We start from the raw sequence: 19,983 nt of genomic DNA on the forward strand, positions 1-19,983 counted from the left end.
ACTTTTTTGACCTCAAAAAGTGCTGACCATTGGAGTGATCGGGGGTAAAATTCCTGGACTTTTTCCCTGAAAATTAGGTAACTGACTACCTCAAAATCGGTAAAACCCTACACCCGTTCGGACCTCGGCGTGAGCTCGGTCGAACGCTGAGCTCACGGCCGAAGCCTACACCCCACACCCCACACCCTGCACCCACGAAAAACTTTTTGCCGCAAACCCTAAGTAGTCTTGAGCAGCACTGCTGACTAAAATTTGCAAATCTTATTTTTCCCCAATGTTTTCCCCCATACATTCCCCAGTATTTCCCCACTCAATCCCACGTTTTCCACAGTTTACCCAGACTTTTCCACAGGCAACAGCGATAGAATCGGCACTTGCTTCGAGAAAAAATTAATCTTGATTGTCAAAATTCCCATCGATAGATACTGAGTTACTGTTAAGTTGAGTAAATAAAATCTAGCTCTAACCCTTATTTGATCGTAAATATTAAGTTTTTCTAAAGCATTCCTTTACATCTGGTAATATTGCAACTCCCCCCAACTTGGCTCACAATAGTCCTTACTGTCCACTGCACCAGTCAGGGATTTCCCCACTTCAGATTCAGAGGTAAACGATATGAATACATCAGTCAGTATCTTGGCAGAAATCCCCGAAATCCTCCACCAATCCCTACAACAATATCTAGAAACCCACCCCGGTTGGGATCAAGATGGTGTGTTTACGGCGGCTTTATCATTTTTTCTACTTAATTGTCAATCCTCCGAAAGGATGAATTTTGAGGAGCAAAATAGCTGTGCCAAGGTTTATCTAGAAACTTTGTTCCAGCGCTCGGAGTGCTAATTCGGGGATAATAAGAGTCGGGTCATGGTTAAAAGCCCGATTTCTCCCTATGAATTCCGATAAAACCCCTAATTTAATCATTCCTCAACTAATTATCGGTTTGGGCAATCCCGAACCCAAATATGATCGCACCCGTCATAATATCGGTTTTGAAGCTGTGGACTCATTAGCACAGGATTGGGGGCTATCTTGGCAGGAAAACAAGCGATTTCAAGGTTTTATTGCCGAGGGTGACGGTTCTCTCCCGGGCAAAATTCGTCTCTTGAAACCCCAAACCTATATGAATCGATCTGGGCAATCGGTGCGATCGGTTCTGGACTGGTATAAACTAGCCCCAGAGTCGATTTTAGTCATTTACGATGATATGGATCTGCCCCTAGGCCGGTTGAGAATCCGTCTATCGGGATCGGCTGGCGGACACAACGGTATTAAATCAATGATTGCCCACGTTGGCACGGAAAACTTCGCTCGTTTACGCATAGGAATCGGTAAATCAACCGAAAAAGCGACAATTTCCCACGTTTTAGGCCGATTCACCCCCCAAGAAAACCAAGTGATCTTGAAAGTGTTAGACTTGTCCAGAAAAGCGATCGAACTTGGTCTCAAACAAGGGTTACAAAAGGCAATGAGTCTCTACAATAATCAAAGTGTAGAGATTGGTTCTGATCTATGCTGATAGCAAATAAGCCCGATTTTAGTAATGGTTATAATCGCCATTTTCGTCTATACTCTTACAGAACCCTTGGTCAAATTTTGATCGCCCTTTGCTAGATTAGGTCAATTTTTATCCTCGATATTAGCAGTTTAACTATGATTAATCGCCAAAGTTTGCTGAGATGCGCCCACAAGTTTAATCTCATTTTATTGATAATCGCTACAGTTTTTTGTCTTTGGGGTAATCCCGCTTTTGCCCATCGTCCCCATGATGTGATTAGTCAATTGGAAGTTTCTCCCGATTTCCAGACAGATAATACGGTATATATATTAGTGCGAAATAACTTTTATAAGTCTAGGGATGGAGGCAGCAACTGGACAAGATTAATTCAAGGTTTAGATTATACGGGGGAATTAAGTTCCCTATCCCTATCTCCCCTCAATAAAAATATTCTCTATTTAGCTTCAAGATCCAATGGTATTTATAAAAGTGAAGATGCGGGGGAATCTTGGCAGAAAGTTAATCAGGGTTTAGAAACTAATTTTATTAACTTCGTAGAAATTGCCCCTTCCGATCCCAATATAGTAGCGGCAGTGGGATTAGAAAAAGGGGTTTATTTAACCGAAGATGGCGGTAAAAATTGGTCAAATATTTTCCCCACCACGGCACTGATAACCTCTCTAGCTATTACTCCCAACAATCCTGATCGCATTTTTTTCGGGGATGAACAGGGTAAATTATACAGTTCCTCCGATGGGGGAAAAACTTGGCAGAATCTCCCCTTACCTGCTAATATGGGGGCAGTAGATACAATTGCTTTTTCTCCTAATTTAGACAGGGATAAAACCTTTTTTGTCGGCACAAAAGAAGCAGGTATTTTTAAAACCGTTGATGATGGTAAAACCTTCCAAGCTGTTAACGAAGGAATTAAGGATAAAATCATCGAAGACATCGTTATTTCTCCCCAGTATGCCCAAAATTCAAGCCTTTATGCCATCACTTGGTATGACGGAATGTATGTTTCTCAAGATGGGGGCAAAAGTTGGACAAAAATGAGCGAGGGTTTAACCAAAGATAAACAGGCTGATGATTATAAGGTTCCCCATTTTATGGATTTAAAAATAGTTCAAGATACGATGTTTTTAGGGGGATTTAATGGCTTATTTAAAACCACAGATAGCGGCAAACAATGGCAGGAAATAGAAACGTTAGCCCGGGCAACAGTTATCGCCATGGCGGTTTCTCCTAATTATGCCCAGGATGCCACTGTCGTCATGGCTAATTATGTAGGCAATATCTTCATCAGTCGGGATAAAGGGGAAACTTGGACTCCAATTAATCGCGGTTTAGAGGTTTATCGACTTGGTAAAGATCCCGAAGAATCAGGACAAGATCCCCGGCGTTTCTTTGACATTGCCTTTTCTCCTAACTATGGAGAAGATAGAACTATTTTTGCGGGGTTTTTACGCAATAAATTTGCCAAATCCGATAACAGTGGTGATTTCTGGAAAATTATCGAAATCGATCAGAAAGTCCGCGGTCCGAGGATAGTTCCTTCCCCAGATTTTGCCAAGGATAAAACTCTTTTTCTCACCAATCAGCAGGGTAGAATATTTCGTTCTACTGATGGAGGAAATACGGTTAAAAATATCAGTGAAGTGGGCAGAATTTCCGGTAATTATGCCCCTGCCATGGTAGCTTCCCCTGATTTTGCTAAGGATAAAACTTTGTTTGTCACGGGAAAAGAGGGTATTTATCAAAGTGTTGATGGTGGACTAACTTGGAAAAATGTCAGCCAAGGAACACCTCTATCAAAAACCCCTAATGTGCAGTTGGCAATGTCTCCCAATTATCCCAGTGATGGAACTATTTTTGCTGGGACAATTTCTGGTTTGTTTGTCACCAAAGATGGGGCTAAAAGTTGGACAAAATTAGAGAAACCGGGGTTTAATCCTCAGGCATCAGTAGAAACCATTGCTATCTCTCCTGATTATGCCAATGATCGCACGGTAATAGTTAGTTTACAGGGAGATGGTTTGTTTAAATCTACCGATGGAGGAGAAACTTTTAAATCAATTGGTGATCCTAAAATACCTCTAGTGAAAATTCATAGTATCCCTTCTTCTGGTATTTCCGTCCAGTTTTCTCCTAATTACGCTCAAGATCGAACTTTATTCGGTTTTGGTGGCGCTAAAACTACAGTTTTTCGTTCCACCGATGGGGGAGAAACTTGGACAAGTGTAACTATTCCTCCTCACGCGGAAGAAAATACACCCCGCTATAAAATCGGTGAATTTTTCTCTGGTCCCCTTGGCACAATCTTGCGCTTAGTTATCCCGATTCTCCTGGCAATCGCCGCTTATTTTCTGGTGGGTTTCTTGAAACTGGAGAAAGTTATTAATCTTCCTAAATCCTTCTTCCGCATGGCAGGGGCATTTATGGTTTTTCTCTTTGTTTTCTTCGCTATCATTAGCCAAGTTTAGCGGAAATTTTGACCGGCGGGGCTTGACAAATCCCGCCGCTTGCCATATACTTATATGTATAGTGGGAATCTGTGCCTTCCTGCGACCTCTGATTTTTGTGGCAGTTATCCCTTCAGAGAATTAACCATCGGCAACGTAGGGATTGACCATCTTAGCGGGGTCAACAATGCGATCAAAATCCGCTTCCTCGATGTATCCTAGTTGCAAGGCTGCCACTTTCAGAGTTAAATCCTTTTCTAGGGCATAATGAGCGACGTAGGCAGCCTTTTGGTAGCCAATCACGGGACTTAAGGCAGTCACCAGCATCAAGGATTGATTTAAAAAAGTCTCAATTTGTTTTTGATTAGCAGTCATCCCCTTAACCAAAAACTGACAGAAATTACTGCAACCATCAGTGAGCAGCCGGATAGACTGCATGAGATTATGAATCAACAGCGGTTTATAGACATTCATTTCCAGATGTCCTCCGGCGCCTCCCATCGTCACCGCTAAATCATTAGCCATCACCTGCACTGCTATCATCGATAAAGCTTCGCATTGGGTGGGATTAACTTTCCCCGGCATAATTGAAGAACCCGGTTCATTTTCCGGCAGCTGTAATTCTCCGATTCCACAACGGGGACCACAGCTAAGTAAACGGATATCATTAGCAATTTTATAGAGGGAACTAGCGATAGTTTTCAGTCCCCCGCTCAAGAAAACCAGAGCATCGTGGGAACCTTGCACGGTAAACTTATTAGGAGCCGTAATAAAGGGTAATTTGGTCAGATTAGCGATTTCGGCAGCCACATCTCGATCAAAATCTGGGGGAGCATTAATTCCCGTACCGACGGCAGTTCCTCCCAAGGATAAACGATAGACTTTTTCTAGACATTTTTCTAGCCAATCGCTGCCATCATCCAATAAACCCACATAACCGGAGAATTCTTGTCCGAGGGTTAAAGGGGTGGCATCCTGTAGGTGAGTGCGACCAATTTTAACTATATTTGCCCATAATTGCGCCTTTTCATCGAGACTATTCCGTAATAGTTGCAGACTGGGAATTAATTTTTCCTTGACTGCCAAGGCAACGGCAATATACATGGCCGAGGGAAAGGAATCATTAGTCGATTGGGACATATTAACATGATCGTTAGGATCCACGGGGGTTTTGCTCCCCAGAGGATTCCCCGTCAGTTGACTACAACGATTGGAGATGACTTCGTTGATGTTCATGTTAAACTGAGTGCCACTTCCCGTCATCCAAACGTAGAGGGGAAAGTTATCTGCGTGTTGTCCGGCTAAAATTTCATCGCAGACTTGACAGATAAGGTTTTTTCTCTCCTGACTGAGACGATTTTTTTGCTGATTGACAATCGCACAGGCTTTTTTGAGAATGGCATAGGACCCGATCATCTCCCGGGGCATGAGATTATCACCGATACTAAAGTATTGTAGGGATCTTTGGGTCTGCGCTCCCCAAAGTTTATCGGTAGGTACGGGAATTTCTCCCATGCTGTCTTTCTCGATGCGAAATTCTGTCATCTTTAAGTTACTTCTGAGGTCAGCAAAAGATGGTCGTTATCTGGACTGAAAAGAGAGGGTCTCCAAGTCGGCACGGATTCCCATTATAAGAAAAGTATAAGTCAAGTCTGGCTGATTTGTCAAGCCCTATGGGGACTTTTTATTGGCGGCATTTTTACCTGGGAGGTTGACAAGAATAACTGGCAGGGTGCTGGGGCGATTATGAGACAAAAACTGTTATATTGTAGGGAAAATAATCGGTAAAAAAGACGGGATTGGAGACTATGGACACAGCGATCGCATTAATTTGGACATTGGGAATTATCTTAGGGTTGATGACCCTTTTGTTTATCTTACGGATCGTGCTGACTTGGAATCCACAGGTAGATTTAAATAGCTTTCCCTTTAATATTATTGCTTGGCCAACAGAACCTTTTTTAATCCCCGTGCGTAAACTCATACCCCCCTTGGGAGGAGTTGACATTTCTCCGATTATTTGGGTGGGAATTTGTACGCTGCTGCGGGAAATTCTTCTCGGTCAACAGGGTTTAATTACCATGGCCTTAAAATAATTAGACCTCTTGGATATTGGGTGAAAAAGGTTGACAATGCCCCCAGAACAGTTAAGCTTATTTTAATCTCTGTAATTGCGTTTATGGCTCATTTAAGTTCTGAAAAACTCAATTTAACCACAAAAATCGCCTATGGTGCTGGCGATTTGGGACCAGCTATCACTGCCAATATCTCAGTATTTTACCTGCTATTTTTCCTCACTGATGTGGCAGGATTATCGGCAGGATTAGCCGGTAGTGTGCTGATGGTGGTGAGAATTTTCGACGCTATTAACGATCCGATCATTGGTATGTGGAGCGATCAAACTCGTACTATCTGGGGTCGTCGCTTACCATGGATGTTATTGGGGTCGATTCCCTTCGGAATTAGCTATTTTTTACTGTGGTTAATCCCGACCAATAACCAATTATGGTTATTTTTATATTATATTTTTATCGGCATTATTTTTAATTTAACCTACACGGTAGTCAATCTTCCCTACCAGGCGCTCACCCCTGAATTAACTTATGATTATAATGAGAGAACCCGCTTAAATAGTTTTCGTTTTGCCTTTTCGATCGGGGGTAGCATTCTCTCATTAATTCTCTATATTCTCGTCTCATCGTCCTATGCCAATGATCTCCATAAAGCTTTTTTATTGTTAGGTGTAGTTTGTGCTTTAATCTCAATTATAGCAGTTATTTGGTGCGCTTTAGTTTTACAAGAACGAGGAGCAAAAGCGATTCTCAATCCCGCTCAGAAAAGAGTTTTGGCAATTGCTTTTATAGTTATTGGTGCGCTTTCCTTGGTCTATGGAGTAGGAAAAATTGGGGGAAATCCCAGAGACTTTATCGCTATTTCCACAATTTTATTAGGAATACAAGGGATAGTTTCTGGTTTAACTATTTACTATGGTAAAACTGAAAATCATCTCAAGGATAGCGCAGCAATTAAACAGAGAGAAGCGGATAATAATACTGAAACTATTCCCCTGAAAGAACAATTAAAAATAGTTTTTGGTAATCGTCCCTTTTTATACGTTATTGGCATCTATCTTTGTGCTTGGTTAGGAGTACAATTAACCGCCTCAATTTTGGTTTACTACGTCGTCAGCTACATGAGGCTATCGGAAGCAGAATCGGGTTTAGTCGCTTTAGCAGTACAGGGAACAGCTTTAGTGATGTTATTTTTCTGGCAAGCAGTTAGTCAGAAATTAGACAAAAAGATAGTCTATTTTTTAGGGATGACAGTCTGGATTATCGCCCAAATTGGTTTATTTTTGCTCCAACCAGGAGAAATAACTTTAATGTACACTTTGGCGGTTTTGGCGGGATTTGGCGTATCTGTGGCTTATTTAATTCCTTGGTCAATGGTTCCTGATGTGATTGAATTAGACGAATTAGAAACAGGAAAACGTCGAGAAGGTATTTTTTATGCTTTTATGGTACTTTTGCAAAAAATTGGTTTAGCTTTGGGGTTATTTCTTGTCGGTATTGCTCTAGAAACATCGGGGTTTAAACCGAGAATACCAGGAGAAGCAATTCCCCTGCAGCCGGATAGTGCTTTAATAGCAATTCGCCTAGCAATTGCCCCTTTACCGGCATTTTTTCTGATCATTAGTTTAATTCTTGCCTATTTTTATCCAATTACTCGCCAAGTTCACGCCGAAATTTTAGACCAATTAGCAGCAAGAAGACAAGCGGAAAAGTAAGTAGTCGTGTAAAATAAATTTCCTAGTGAAGAAAGGCAAAAGGCAAAAGGCAAGAGGCAAGAGGTGGTTAGATATGTGTAATTAATTTTGCTTAGGTACTTAAACATCAATTGTCCGCCGTCAGGAGACAGGAAATTATTTTTATTTATTCCCGAACTTCCTGCCCAAAAAAATCAGTAAACCTTTACCCTAAAGCACTTGTATTGACTTTTGAACTACTGATTACTGGGTACAATCGACCCAGCAGCATAATGTCTTCAATGAGTATAATGTTATCGATAGCTAAATTGTAAAAAAAATGAAACCCTATCCAGTAGAGTTCCGTCAGAAAATCCTAGACTGTTATTATAACGAACCCATCTCTCAAAGACAATTAGCGAAAAGATTCTGCGTAACCTTAAGTTTCGTACAAAAGCTTTTGAAGCAATCTCGAGAAACGGGAGATATTCGACCGAAGACTTATCGATGTGGCCGTCATTTAAAACTTACGCCAGAACAGATGATCGCCCTCGGTGATTTGATTGAGGAAAATAATGACGCAACTCTAGCCGAACTATCGAAACTATTCCTAGAAAGAACCGGTATAGTGTTAAGTGTGGCCACAGTGGCAAGAATAGCCGAACGCTTGAGAATCACCCGCAAAAAAAACTCTACAACCGACCGAAAAATAGATAGAAAGAGTCCAAAAACTTAGACAAGAATATAAAGGATAAAATTCGGGATGTATAAGATTAAACTCGAATCTAGCTATGACCAGAATCCAAGCTCGATCGCTTAAAGTAACTAGAGCGCACGAGACTAGACCTCTTCAAAAAAACCAAAATTTTGCAACTATTACGGAGATTACTAATTATGACCACAAACAATGCCGAGAATAACTCAATCTATCCCGTGCGTTGGCAAGATAACAAAGTTTGGCTGATCGATCAAACCCGTTTACCCATGGAGTATGGGGAAGTTGAGATCACCAGCAGTGAAGCCATGGCCCGGGCGATCGAAACGATGATTGTCCGTGGTGCTCCGGCGATCGGGGTAGCGGCTGCATACGGTATGGTTTTAGGAGCGCAGGAAATTAAAACCAACCAGAAAGAGCAGTTTCTGGCCGATTTAACTAGAATAGCCGATCGATTAGCCCAAACCCGGCCGACGGCGGTGAATTTATTCTGGGCGATCGAGCGAATGTTAAAAGTGGCCAGGGAAAGTGGCCCAGAAGTGGCAATAATTAGCAAAAATCTCCTGGAAACTGCCCACAATATCCAAAAAGAAGACGTGGAAACCTGTCGGGCGATCGGTCATCATGGTTTATTGGCGCTGCCAGAGCAACCAGAAAAACTGACAATTTTAACCCACTGTAATACTGGTTCCCTGGCCACGGCCAGTTATGGTACTGCTTTAGGGGTAATTCGTTCCGCTTGGACGGCGGGGAGATTAATACAAGTGTATGCAGACGAAACCCGGCCGCGGCTGCAAGGGGCAAAATTAACCGCCTGGGAATGTGCGCGGGAGGGAATCCCCGTCACCGTGATCACCGATAGCATGGCGGCCCACTGTATGCAGCAAAAACTGATCGATGCGGTGATCGTTGGGGCCGATCGCATTGCGGCCAATGGGGACACGGCCAACAAAATCGGCACCTATTCCCTCGCAGTGGTGGCAAAAGCTCATAATCTGCCTTTTTATGTGGCTGCCCCCCTATCGACGGTGGATTTTTCCCTTAAGGATGGTACGGGTATCCCGATCGAACAGCGCGATAGTGCCGAAATTTATCAGGTGGGAACCACTACCCTTTGCCCTAGAAATGTTAATTTTTATAACCCTGCCTTCGATGTTACTCCGGCCGCTTTAATCACCGCTATCATTACGGAAAAAGGAGCGGTAACGCCGGCTGAATTAATTTTTTTACAGGAATACTAGGGGTGAGCTTTTTCCCCACTCACACCATTTTTATCTGGATTGCCACAGTGGGGAAAAATTCCGCCTCAATCTAATTGGAGGTGACGGCCAAGGAGAAAATGGGTAAGATCACTATTGACAAATAGACCGAAATGGCATAGGGGCATAACATCAAGGAAGACAATGATTAGGATTTGCTTTTAAGCTGTTCCTAATTTAAATTGCTTGTTGAGACGAGGCAAGAGGCTTCGGCCGTGAGCTCAGCCGAACGGCAAAAGGCAACAGTCAAGGGATTGGGGGAGGTTCGGCTAATCTAAGAATAAGCGGGTTAAATGCGTCTTAGCTTATCTATAGCGTTTTTCAGTCTGCTGAGGTACAAAAGTTATGGGTTTTAGGCAAAAGGCAAAGGGGAAGAAAAACAGGTGTACCTCACTAGCTTAGGAAACGCTATTATAGCAGTTCTCGCATCTGTGCGGCACGCTTAAACCTTTGCTGATTAAGCTGTTCAGGATCGGGAATGTACCTCTTGTGAATCAGAAACGCTATATTCAGCTTAATTAATCTTAGTTAATCCCCAGATAGATCTTTTTGTTTACTTAAAAGATTTGTGTTGAAATAGTCTAAAAAAATTAAATGAACCAGAGCTTGGTTTTATTCTCTTAAAACCCAAGCAGCTCGAAAATTTATTCCTGTTAAATCTTTACCTAATCGAGATTTAAACGATGTTATAATGGAAGGGTAAAGACCAAGCTCCGAACGGTAAAGTGTAGATTTAGGTAGATTTGAGGAGGATTTAAGTATCTTGGCAGGCCTTACTTTTAGTAAGTAGAAATAAAATCAACTGGAAAAAGGAAATTGCCGGATGAAGATAAGAAAGTGGAATTCAAGAAAGGGAGAACGGAGTGAAGTCAATGTTGGGGGGGGACTCTAATAATCCAAAATTCAAAATTAGCAAAGCAACGTCCAATTCGGCGGAACTCGTCAAAAAATATGAATATAGTGCGGGTTGTCGTTGTAGAAGATCACGATCTAACGCGCATGGGGTTAGTGGCGGCTCTCCAGCATCGGGAGGGAATTCAAGTCGTAGGGGAAGCGATCAGTGGATTACAGGGACTGAAACTGCTAGAGGAGACTAAACCCGATGTGGCGATCATCGATATAGGTTTACCCATGATCGATGGGATCGAGTTAGTGCGACGCTTCCAACAAAATCAGGGCGAAGACAGCTTGGCCACGAAAATCCTGATCCTAACCATGCACAAAACCCCAGAACAGGTTTTAGCGGCTTTTGCTGCTGGGGCTGATTCCTACTGTATGAAGGATACCAGCGTCGACAAATTAATCGAGGCGATTTATTGCACCTGGGAAGGCAATCCCTGGATCGATCCTGCGATCGCCAATATTATCCTGCAACAAGTGCGCCAAACAGTTCCCGTGGGTGGGGCTGCCAGGTCGAAAACAGTGGCAATTCACGGCCTTGACCCAGAATATCGTCAATTATTGGAAAATGCGCCCCTAACGGAACGAGAGCTAGAAATTCTCGATCTGATTGTTGCGGGTTGTAGTAATGCCCAGATTGCCAGTCGACTCTATATCACCATCGGCACGGTGAAAACCCATGTCCGCAATATCTTAAATAAACTCTCTGTGGATGATCGCACTCAAGCGGCAGTGCTGGCCCTGCGATCGGGATTAGTAGATTAAAAAAAACCGGCACCCTAACCATATAGGATGCCAGTTCGGTCAAAACTAGAAACTAGACTGACGCTGCCACTTTTGCTTCGGCTGCCATTAGTTTTTCGTAGGTTTCACGCATTTTGAGACCGACCAATACTTGGAATAAACCCGTACCATTGGTGGAACCGGGATAATCCTTGTGTTTGAGCAGTAATTCCGTCATTTCACCGTAGTATTTAGTGCCAGTTTTGCTCAAATGGCTTTCGATGTAGATCATTTCTTCGAGGTTATCGAATTGACCATCTAGTTCCAGAATCGACACTTCATTTCCCAAGAAGCCATCTGGACCATAGTAGAGTTTAATACCGGGATAAGTGCAGGTCAATTTACGACCACAGGGCCGCCAATCGATGGTGGAACCTTCATCAAACAGATAAGCGGGTTCAAAGTTTTCTACCCCTTCTTTCTGGATTAAACGGACCCGCAGTAATTTACTTTCGTGATCTTCAAGTAATTTGGTGGGCAGCACTTGAATCACCACGTCAGCGTACTGTCTTTGGGGATCGATATAGGCACTGAAATCGGGTTTTCTAGAATTAATGGCCGCCATCACATCATCATAGGTGTGACCGCGCTCGGCCATATCCCGTTGAATTTTCCAGTTAACTTTGACTTCATCGCTAATATCGAGATAAACGCTGAAATCTAATAGGGCCCGGACTCGTTCATCATATAAGGGGTGTAGTCCCTCGATCACGATTACCTTATTCGGTTCGATGATTTCGGGGGGATCGATCATCCCCGTTTCATGATTATAAATAGGTTTATTAATGGCTTGACCTTCCTTGAGAGCTTTAATCTGCTCGTACATCAGGTCAAAGTTATTCGCTTTCGGATTGAGTGCGGTGACACCCACCTCTTTTCTCTGTTTGCGATCGAGGCAATGGTAGTCATCTAAACAGATCACTGTCATAAACTCGGCCCCGAATAAATCGGTCAAACGACGTAAAAAAGTAGATTTCCCACAACCGGAGTCCCCAGCTACACCGATTAGAACCACGCGCTCTGGCTTATTGGCCATAGTTTCCCTCTAAATACACAACTAATTGTTAACCCATAGTATGTAATTAAACCAGACTCTGGATCCAGCAGTAACCCGCCGCCACAAATTTCTGCTGCTGACAGGTTCGGCAAGAGCCTTACGCTAGAATGAGTAGGTATTTGATACTAGATATTCTGTTCAGATCATACCGGAATCAGTGGCCAAAATCAGTTATCAGTTATCAGTTATCAGTTATCAGTTATCAGTGGAAAGTGGCAAGTGGGGAGAATACACAAAAGCTGTCTCCTGTCTCCTGACTGGAAAGAGGGTGTGGGGAAAGAAACCTCTTTCATCTGTGCTGGTGAAAATTTTTTCATCAGGACTAACTCCTAATCCCCAACTGAGAGGGTGCGGTGGATGTGGAGAAATTTAGTCATTTCCTCCACTGCTAGAGGAGAACTGATGCGATTGCCTTGCATTCTCTCACAACCTAATTCTTGCAGGATTTCTAATTGTTGTTGGGTTTCTACTCCCTTGGCGATCGCTATTAAGTTAAAACTTTTCGCTATCGCCAGCAATGACGAGATAAAACGGGTATCTTGGGGAGCATCAGTCAGTTTTTTTGTTAAAGACTGCTCTATTTTCAGTTTTTTGACGGGAAATTGACCGAGATAGGCGATCGAAGCGTAACCGCTGCCAAAATCATCGAGGGTAATACTAACACCCAATTTCTGCAAATCCCCAAGAATTCGACCAGTTTCGCGGCTATTTTCCAGTAAACTTGTCTCGGTTATTTCCACCTCCAGAAAGAAAGGCCCGATTTTGGTTTCAGTCAAGACTTCTTTGAGGGTGGTGAGCAACTGGGGATCGCGCAATTGGTGCGGGGACAGATTGATCGAGATGGGAGTGTATAATAATCCCCGCTGCTGCCATATTTGTGCCTGTTGACAGGCATTTTTTAGCACCCAACGATTAAGCTCAAGCATTAACTCGCTTTCTTCGACTAAGGGTAAAAAACGACTAGGGGGGATTAATCCGAATTGAGGGTGTAACCAGCGCAATAATACCTCCAATCCTTCCACTTGCCCCTGAGTGATATTAACTTGCGGTTGATAGTAAAGAGCTAATTCATTATTTCTGATTGCCTGATAGAGAAAATATTCAACTTTAGAACTACGAGTATTTTTAGGGGGAACATTAACTGAATCTATCTGGGAGTTATTATTTATATTATTTTTGACTGCTACTAAATTTTCCTCCAGTTTCTGTAATATTTCTTTCCTGTCTGTGCCGTCGGGGGGATAGATAACTGAACCTAAACTTAGTCGCACGGCCAGGGAGTGATTGTCGATTTCGTAATTACTTTCTAGGGTTTTAATAATTCTTTGACTAACTTTTCCTAGATCATTAGCAGCATTAATTTGTGGCAGCAGGATAATAAATTCGTACCCTCTCCAATGGGCGACCATATCCTCTGATCGCAAACTTTTTCTTAAACGTTCAATTAAGATTTTTAATAGTTTATCTCCCAGTCGATAACCTAGTTGATTGTTGAAATTTTTTAGCCAACCTACATCCAATAATAACAGCCCGATCAGTTTATTATTTTTCTGGGCATTATTAATAGCACTTGAGAGGTATTCATTAAAGAGAGAACGGTTAGGTAAATCCGTGAAAACAACCGAAGAATATTCCTCTTGAATCTTGCTATTAAAACTTATGATTTGCGATGGAGCTTGATGGAGAATTAAGGTACTTTTTGCATGGGGGTCATTATCGCTAGAATGGGTTTCATTTTCCGTAGGGTTCCCTTGTAACTGTCCTAGACTTTCAACTGATTCTCGCTCTATTTTTGCTTGACTGGCTATTAAATGAAAACTGGCATTTATATCACAGCCAAAGTTAATTAAATCACCATCTTTTAATTCATGAATTAAGCATTTAGACCCATTTACATAAATGCCATTATGACTTTTATTTCCCTCTAAATCACCATCAAGAATCCAATAGGAAAATTTTTGGCTATCAATACTCTTTTTAATTAAAGTCGCATGATAGCGAGACGCGTGTTTGGAGCGAAGAACAATTTGATTATCAGACTTACGACCAAGAGAATATTTCATGTCCTCTAGGGTAATTGTTCTTCTACCTTGAGGATCTTCCACAATCAGGAGATAACGGGAATTGGATGAACCATTAATCATTTTTTCAGCACCTCGACAAAACTAAAAATATAAGTTAATATGTTCTTTCAAAAGCTGTGGCTTATTCGTCTTTAAGTTAATTTATTTTCTCAATAAAGTGTTGGGGGTAATTCGGAACAGTTACTTAACAGCAATTGTGTCACATCTTCGGGGTTCAAAGTCCGAGTCAGCCAAAACCATTGTACTTCTTAACAATCGAGACGTGGGCAAGTGTCCAACTGTTGTAAACTTTCTCCTCCGACGGCAATAACGACAATAACTCGTAAATTCAAATTCTGCCCTAGGCCGATCATAGTCGATAACATGGCTAAATTCTTGGTTTTTGATGGTAAAGATGGGGTAAAGGTTCGATATTGATACTGTCGAGGGTGTACTTATAAATATAACTTAATCAGGAATAGCCGGCATCAAAATTATCTAAAACCAACTGCATCCCTAATTCCCGCAAGTCCCTTAAAGCTGAGTTGGCAAAGCTCTCATCCTGCATGATGCAGTTTTCATTAATTTAGACCTGCTGCATCTCACATTTGCAGAAATACCGACTATCAGCAACAAACTAATACAAATGTACGGGCAACCGTCTATAAGCATCCTACTTGCAAAGCTAATGCTTTCTGACCTTTAGGGGAGGCACTTTCTCCACGGACATCTAAAACCACGCGCGTGGGTCGCGAAGTCCTGTACTCCCCAAGGGGTTTGGGGAGTAGAAAGCCTCAAGGGACTAGATTGAGTGATAAAATCAGAAATAAACCCCGATTTTAGCAGAGATTTTCCCTTTAAAAATTCTAACTTAGTAAATTGACAAAAATGAGATGTACCACCGAGGAGTTCTCCCTATGGATAGCAACCGATTAATCGAAGAATTAAAAAATCCCGACTTTTATCCTCATTCTGTCAAAATTCCCGTTGAAATTATCCAAACCCATGCTTCAATGATCTTCTTGACAGGAGATTATGCCTATAAAGTCAAGAAACCAGTTAATTATAATTTTTTGGATTTCTCAACTTTAGAAAAGAGAAAATATTATCTAGAACAGGAACTAGAGTTAAATAAAAAGGTTGCCGCTAATATCTATCTGGAAGTTTTGTCAATTAATGATGAACTGGGTAGCATAAGTTTAAATGGCAAAGGAAAAGTGATAGAATACATTTTAAAAATGAATCAGTTTCCCCAAGAATGTTTACTGAGTAAAATTTTTGAACGGGGAGAACTAAAAGAAAAAGTGATCGAGTCTTTGGCTGAAAAAGTGGCGCAATTTCATCGGCAAGCTGTGACTAATTCCTATATTACTCAGTTTGGCAATTTGGAAATTGTTAAACAAGCTTTTGATGAAAACTATCAACAAACCGAGAAATATATTAATTTTGTCCAAACCCAAAAACAATACGATGAAACGAAAGCTTATACAGATAAATTCTTCGCAGAACACCGAGATTGGTTAGAGGAAAGACAAATAAAAGGGATGATTCGCGAATGTCACGGCGACTTACATTTAAATAATATCTGTCAGTGGCAGGGAGAAATACAATTATTTGATCGCATAGAATTTAATGAATCTTTTCGCTTCGTTGATGTCATGTATGATATTGCTTTTACAGTCATGGATTTAACCGCTAGGGGCAGAGAAGATTTCGCTAATTTATTTGTCAATACTTATTTAGAACAAACCGCGGACTGGGAGGGTTTAAAAGTCTTGCCTCTCTACCTGACCAGACAAGCATATGTGAGGGCAAAAGTCAATAGTTTTTTGCTTGATGGTGACAGTTTTTCCGAGAAAATTAAAGCAAATGCACAAGATTATTATCAATTAGCTTGGCAGTACACCCAACCGCAGAAACCGAGATTAATTCTAATGTCGGGATTTTCTGCATCGGGTAAGAGTACCATAGGGAAAGTAATTGCTAAAAATCTTAATGCTATTCAGATTCGTTCCGATGCAGTTCGCAAACATTTGGCTGGAATTGACTTAAATCAAACAGGAAGTCTAGATATATATAGTCTCGAAATGAGTCAAAAAACCTTCGCTAGACTAGCGGAATTAGCCCGAATTTTAATAACTTTAGGTTATCCAGTTATTCTCGATGCACGCTATGATAAATATGCTTGGCGAGAACCCTTATTAACCTATGCCCAAAATTTACAGATTCCTTTTCATATTGTCTATTGTCACGCACCTATAGAAGTTTTAAAACAACGGATTGCCGCTAGAAAATGTGATATTTCTGACGCTACTATCGAGGTTTTAAATGCCCAAATTGAGAAAACAGAACCTTTTAATGAAAAAGAACAACCCTATCTAATTTCCCTAGACACTACTAATCCCGATTGGCGAGAATTTTTAGAGAGTCAATTAGGTAAATAGGTTGAGATGAATCACCGATATAGCCATTCTTATAAAGTAGCAAAAAGGAGAAGTGATTATGGAAACGGTAGTGTTAAATATCGAGACAGTTAATCTGACCGATGAACAATTTTATCATCTCTGTCAGGCTAATCAAACATGGAATTTAGAACGTAATCAAAAAGGAGAATTGTTAATTATGCCTCCCGTGGGTGGAAATAGTGGTAATCGAGAAGCTGATTTAATTGCTGATGTAACGATTTGGAATCGTCAAAGTAATTCTGGTAAAGTCTTTAGTTCTTCGACAATTTTTCGTTTACCAAAGGGAGGATATCGTTCTCCTGATGTTGCTTGGATAAAACGGGAAAGATGGGAAGCTTTGAGCGCAGAAGAGCGAGAAAAGTTCCCACCTTTATGCCCAGATTTTGTGATTGAATTACGTTCTCGTACTGATTCCTTAACCTCTTTACGCGAAAAGATGCGCGAATATTTAGCCAGTGGTTTACGTTTGGGTTGGTTGATTAATCCTCAACAGCAGCAGGTGGAAATCTACCGACTAAATAGCGGTGTGGAAATTATTAATTTACCTGCGATTTTATCTGGGGAAGATGTCTTACCCGGGTTTGTTTTGCATTTAACCTAGGAAGGATGACAGGGAATAACAAAGGGAATGACACCGAGTCAGAATGTCTCTATTTTGTCAAAACATTTCCAGAAAAGCGATCGATTGTCAGCTTGAAGGTGTATAATCTCTCAAAAGCCAGCATCAAGCTACAAAGTTCTCAATATCGCCCAAAAAAAACATCAGGATTTCAGGAACAGATGCCCTGGCTACTTCTTCAAAGAAAGAGGAAACTCTCAGCCACAACATTGATATTTGTCAATAATGTCCCCTAAAATTTTCAATCATCACTTTACTCCTCTTAAATCCCTCTCTCTGGGATTATTTCTCCTACAAGCTTTCACTCCCCTTACCCTAGCAGCCCCCCCACGAGAACCGGATCAAAGCGTCGGCTGTGATATTCTGGTGGTGGGTGGTGGTTTAGCCGGTGCCGGTGCGGCCTACGAAGCCTTATTATTAGGAAAAACCGTCTGTTTAACCGAGATTACCGACTGGGTGGGGGGACAGATATCTTCTCAAGGAACCTCAGCGTTAGATGAAAGACGGACACAAAGAGAAAAATTATTTTTCCCGAAAGGTTATCTAGAATTTAGGGAAAGAATTAGAAAACATTACGGCAAACAAAACCCCGGGGAATGTTGGGTAAGTGGGTCTTGTTTTTTCCCTTTTGACGGACATAAATTATTATTTCAACAGTTAGAAGACGCTGCCAAAAAAGGTAAAGGAACCCTGAAATGGTTTCCCTCCACGGTAGTCAAAGAATTAAATATTGAAACTTTACCCAATCGCGGCACCGGTCAACAGATTACCAGTGTAATTGCCATTCAACATAGTCCCGCAAAAGGTACTCCTCCCCTAAATACCGAGTTTTTATCGCAAAAAATGGAGGATATCTATCGCTACGAAAATTCTCCCCGTTTTGATAAAAAAATCCTCCGTTTTGTCTCCAAATCCTCCCAACCGAATCAATTAGCAGATTGGTATGTGATTGAAGCGACCGAAACCGGGGAAATCATCGGATTATCAGATATTCCCTACCGTTTAGGTGTCGATAAGCGCAGTTATCTCGAACCTTCTTCCTCTAGCGTCACTGGCGACCCCTACTGTACCCAAGGCTTTACCTATACCTTCGCCATGGAGGAAACAGAAAAACCACAAACCCACGAGAAACCCGTTTATTATGAACGCTATGCCCCCTATTTTAGCTATGAATTGCCGCGATTAGCCGATTTTGACCTAGTTTTCACCTATCGTCGTATTTGGAGTCCACAACTGGGTAAAGAGAAAACCTTTGGGGGAATTACTTTTACCGAACCCGTCCCGGGGGATATCTCCATGCAGAATTGGACTTGGGGAAATGATTATCGTCCGGGGACTGCAAAGGATAACTTTATCTACACCCGTGAACAGTTGCAAGAGTTAGGACAGTTATCTCCGGGGGGATGGATGGGAGGATTACGCACAGAAACCCTCGCCAGGGGCGAAGAACACGCCATTTCCTACTATTATTGGTTAGTAGAAGGAACCACCGATTCCCAGTTAGGGGACGGGGTAAAAGTTCCCCATTTGAATAACCGTTATCTGTCCGGTTTTGATTCTCCCATGGGAACTGCCCACGGTTTGTCAAAATATCCCTATATTCGGGAAGCAAGACGGATTATCGGTCGTCCTTCCCTGACTTTCCCCACTGGTTTTACCGTCACAGAAATCGATATTTCCCGACAAAATTTTCAAAGCGATTTCTATCGTCAAAATCTTTCTCCGGCAGAATATCGGCGCTTAATTGCCACCTTGGCAGGATTAGAGGGATTTTCCGTGCTTGATGGCACATTATCCCCCGATCAGGCCGTTAAACGCAAGCGATCGACTATTTACCCCGATTCCGTCGGTATCGGTCACTATGCGATTGATTTTCATCCCTGCATGACGGAACATCCCCCCGAAAAACCGGGTAATACAGAAAAAGCAGGAGAAAGACAGGGACAGGGCCAAGCTTACCCCTTCGAGATCCCTTTAAGGGCTATAATTCCCCAAAAAATCGATAATTTACTGATAGCGGGTAAAAGTATCGCTCTCAGTCATATTGCCGCGGCCGCCTATCGTGTCCATTCCTTCGAGTGGTCCTCTGGGGTAGCTGCTGGCATCACGGCAGTGTATGCTTTAGATAATAATGTACTGCCCTATCAATTAGTAGAAAGTGATTTTCTCATCGGCAATCAACAATTGCGAGAATTACGGCAAAAAATCGACGCTAGTGGTAATCCCACTGTGTTCCCCGATGCCTCAATTTTCCGGTCGATGGATGATTGGTATTAATTACCAGGAATTGGGGGAGTCAGGAGTCTTTAAGCAGTCAGCAGTCAGCGACTCGGACTGTGATAAGTAGCTGGTTATAATTAAATTAAAAATGGATTTTAGGTTCGATCCCCCCTGCCCCCCTTGATAAGGGGGGTGCCGAT

The 19,983-nt window shown here is 42.0% G+C and carries 14 protein-coding genes; 11 read left to right on the plus strand and 3 right to left on the minus strand.

Translation table 11 applies throughout. The features are described 5' to 3' along the window. The first annotated feature begins 615 nt into the window (after nucleotides 1–615). The 3 genes from ACOCD9_RS01820 (at nucleotide 616) to ACOCD9_RS01830 (ending at nucleotide 3,978) form a co-directional block, all read left to right on the plus strand. Nucleotides 616–840, plus strand: a complete 225-nt coding sequence (locus ACOCD9_RS01820; protein ID WP_002800048.1) for a DUF2811 domain-containing protein — start codon at nucleotides 616–618, stop codon at nucleotides 838–840. A 49-nt stretch (nucleotides 841–889) separates the two neighbouring features. After that, nucleotides 890–1,516: an aminoacyl-tRNA hydrolase gene (gene pth / locus ACOCD9_RS01825; protein WP_287700349.1), complete on the plus strand. Its 627-nt coding sequence runs from the start codon at nucleotides 890–892 to the stop codon at nucleotides 1,514–1,516. A gap of 134 nt (nucleotides 1,517–1,650) precedes the next feature. After that, entirely contained in the window at nucleotides 1,651–3,978 is a 2,328-nt protein-coding gene (locus ACOCD9_RS01830; protein WP_419546222.1) for a WD40/YVTN/BNR-like repeat-containing protein, read from the plus strand. Nucleotides 3,979–4,098: 120 nt separating this feature from the next. On the opposite strand, the gene fumC is transcribed toward ACOCD9_RS01830, so the two are convergent. After that, nucleotides 4,099–5,502, minus strand: coding sequence for a class II fumarate hydratase (gene fumC / locus ACOCD9_RS01835; protein ID WP_287700353.1), 1,404 nt, complete (start codon nucleotides 5,500–5,502; stop codon nucleotides 4,099–4,101). Nucleotides 5,503–5,765: 263 nt separating this feature from the next. Between fumC and ACOCD9_RS01840 the strand changes: the two genes are divergently transcribed. The 5 genes from ACOCD9_RS01840 (at nucleotide 5,766) to ACOCD9_RS01860 (ending at nucleotide 11,341) form a co-directional block, all read left to right on the plus strand. Further along, a complete protein-coding gene (locus ACOCD9_RS01840; RefSeq protein WP_287700355.1) occupies nucleotides 5,766–6,053 on the plus strand; it encodes a YggT family protein in 288 nt (95 codons plus the stop codon). A gap of 83 nt (nucleotides 6,054–6,136) precedes the next feature. Further along, nucleotides 6,137–7,744, plus strand: a complete 1,608-nt coding sequence (locus ACOCD9_RS01845) for an MFS transporter (protein ID WP_419546223.1) — start codon at nucleotides 6,137–6,139, stop codon at nucleotides 7,742–7,744. Between the two features lie 298 nt (nucleotides 7,745–8,042). Further along, entirely contained in the window at nucleotides 8,043–8,438 is a 396-nt protein-coding gene (locus ACOCD9_RS01850; RefSeq protein ID WP_287700358.1) for a helix-turn-helix domain-containing protein, read from the plus strand. 158 nt (nucleotides 8,439–8,596) lie between these two features. Then, a complete protein-coding gene (mtnA, locus tag ACOCD9_RS01855) occupies nucleotides 8,597–9,658 on the plus strand; it encodes an S-methyl-5-thioribose-1-phosphate isomerase (RefSeq protein ID WP_419546224.1) in 1,062 nt (353 codons plus the stop codon). 969 nt (nucleotides 9,659–10,627) lie between these two features. Then, nucleotides 10,628–11,341: a response regulator gene (locus ACOCD9_RS01860; RefSeq protein WP_419546225.1), complete on the plus strand. Its 714-nt coding sequence runs from the start codon at nucleotides 10,628–10,630 to the stop codon at nucleotides 11,339–11,341. 52 nt (nucleotides 11,342–11,393) lie between these two features. Here the strand turns inward: ACOCD9_RS01860 and ACOCD9_RS01865 are convergent, their stop codons facing one another. Next, complete coding sequence (locus ACOCD9_RS01865) at nucleotides 11,394–12,395, minus strand: phosphoribulokinase (protein ID WP_287700363.1); 1,002 nt, start codon at nucleotides 12,393–12,395, stop codon at nucleotides 11,394–11,396. Nucleotides 12,396–12,745: 350 nt separating this feature from the next. Then, a complete protein-coding gene (locus ACOCD9_RS01870; protein ID WP_419546226.1) occupies nucleotides 12,746–14,560 on the minus strand; it encodes an EAL domain-containing protein in 1,815 nt (604 codons plus the stop codon). Between the two features lie 836 nt (nucleotides 14,561–15,396). Here ACOCD9_RS01870 and ACOCD9_RS01875 point away from each other — a divergent pair. From ACOCD9_RS01875 to ACOCD9_RS01885, 3 genes are all read left to right on the plus strand, one after another. After that, entirely contained in the window at nucleotides 15,397–16,923 is a 1,527-nt protein-coding gene (locus tag ACOCD9_RS01875) for an AAA family ATPase (RefSeq protein ID WP_419546227.1), read from the plus strand. Nucleotides 16,924–16,981: 58 nt separating this feature from the next. Beyond that, nucleotides 16,982–17,545, plus strand: coding sequence for a Uma2 family endonuclease (locus ACOCD9_RS01880; protein ID WP_287700368.1), 564 nt, complete (start codon nucleotides 16,982–16,984; stop codon nucleotides 17,543–17,545). A gap of 243 nt (nucleotides 17,546–17,788) precedes the next feature. Further along, nucleotides 17,789–19,840 (plus strand): FAD-dependent oxidoreductase, encoded by a 2,052-nt coding sequence (locus tag ACOCD9_RS01885; protein ID WP_419546228.1) that lies wholly within the window; start codon nucleotides 17,789–17,791, stop codon nucleotides 19,838–19,840. Nucleotides 19,841–19,983: the final 143 nt, after the last annotated feature.

This window comes from Microcystis sp. (assembly GCF_048564745.1).
Lineage (GTDB): Bacteria > Cyanobacteriota > Cyanobacteriia > Cyanobacteriales > Microcystaceae > Microcystis > Microcystis ichthyoblabe_A.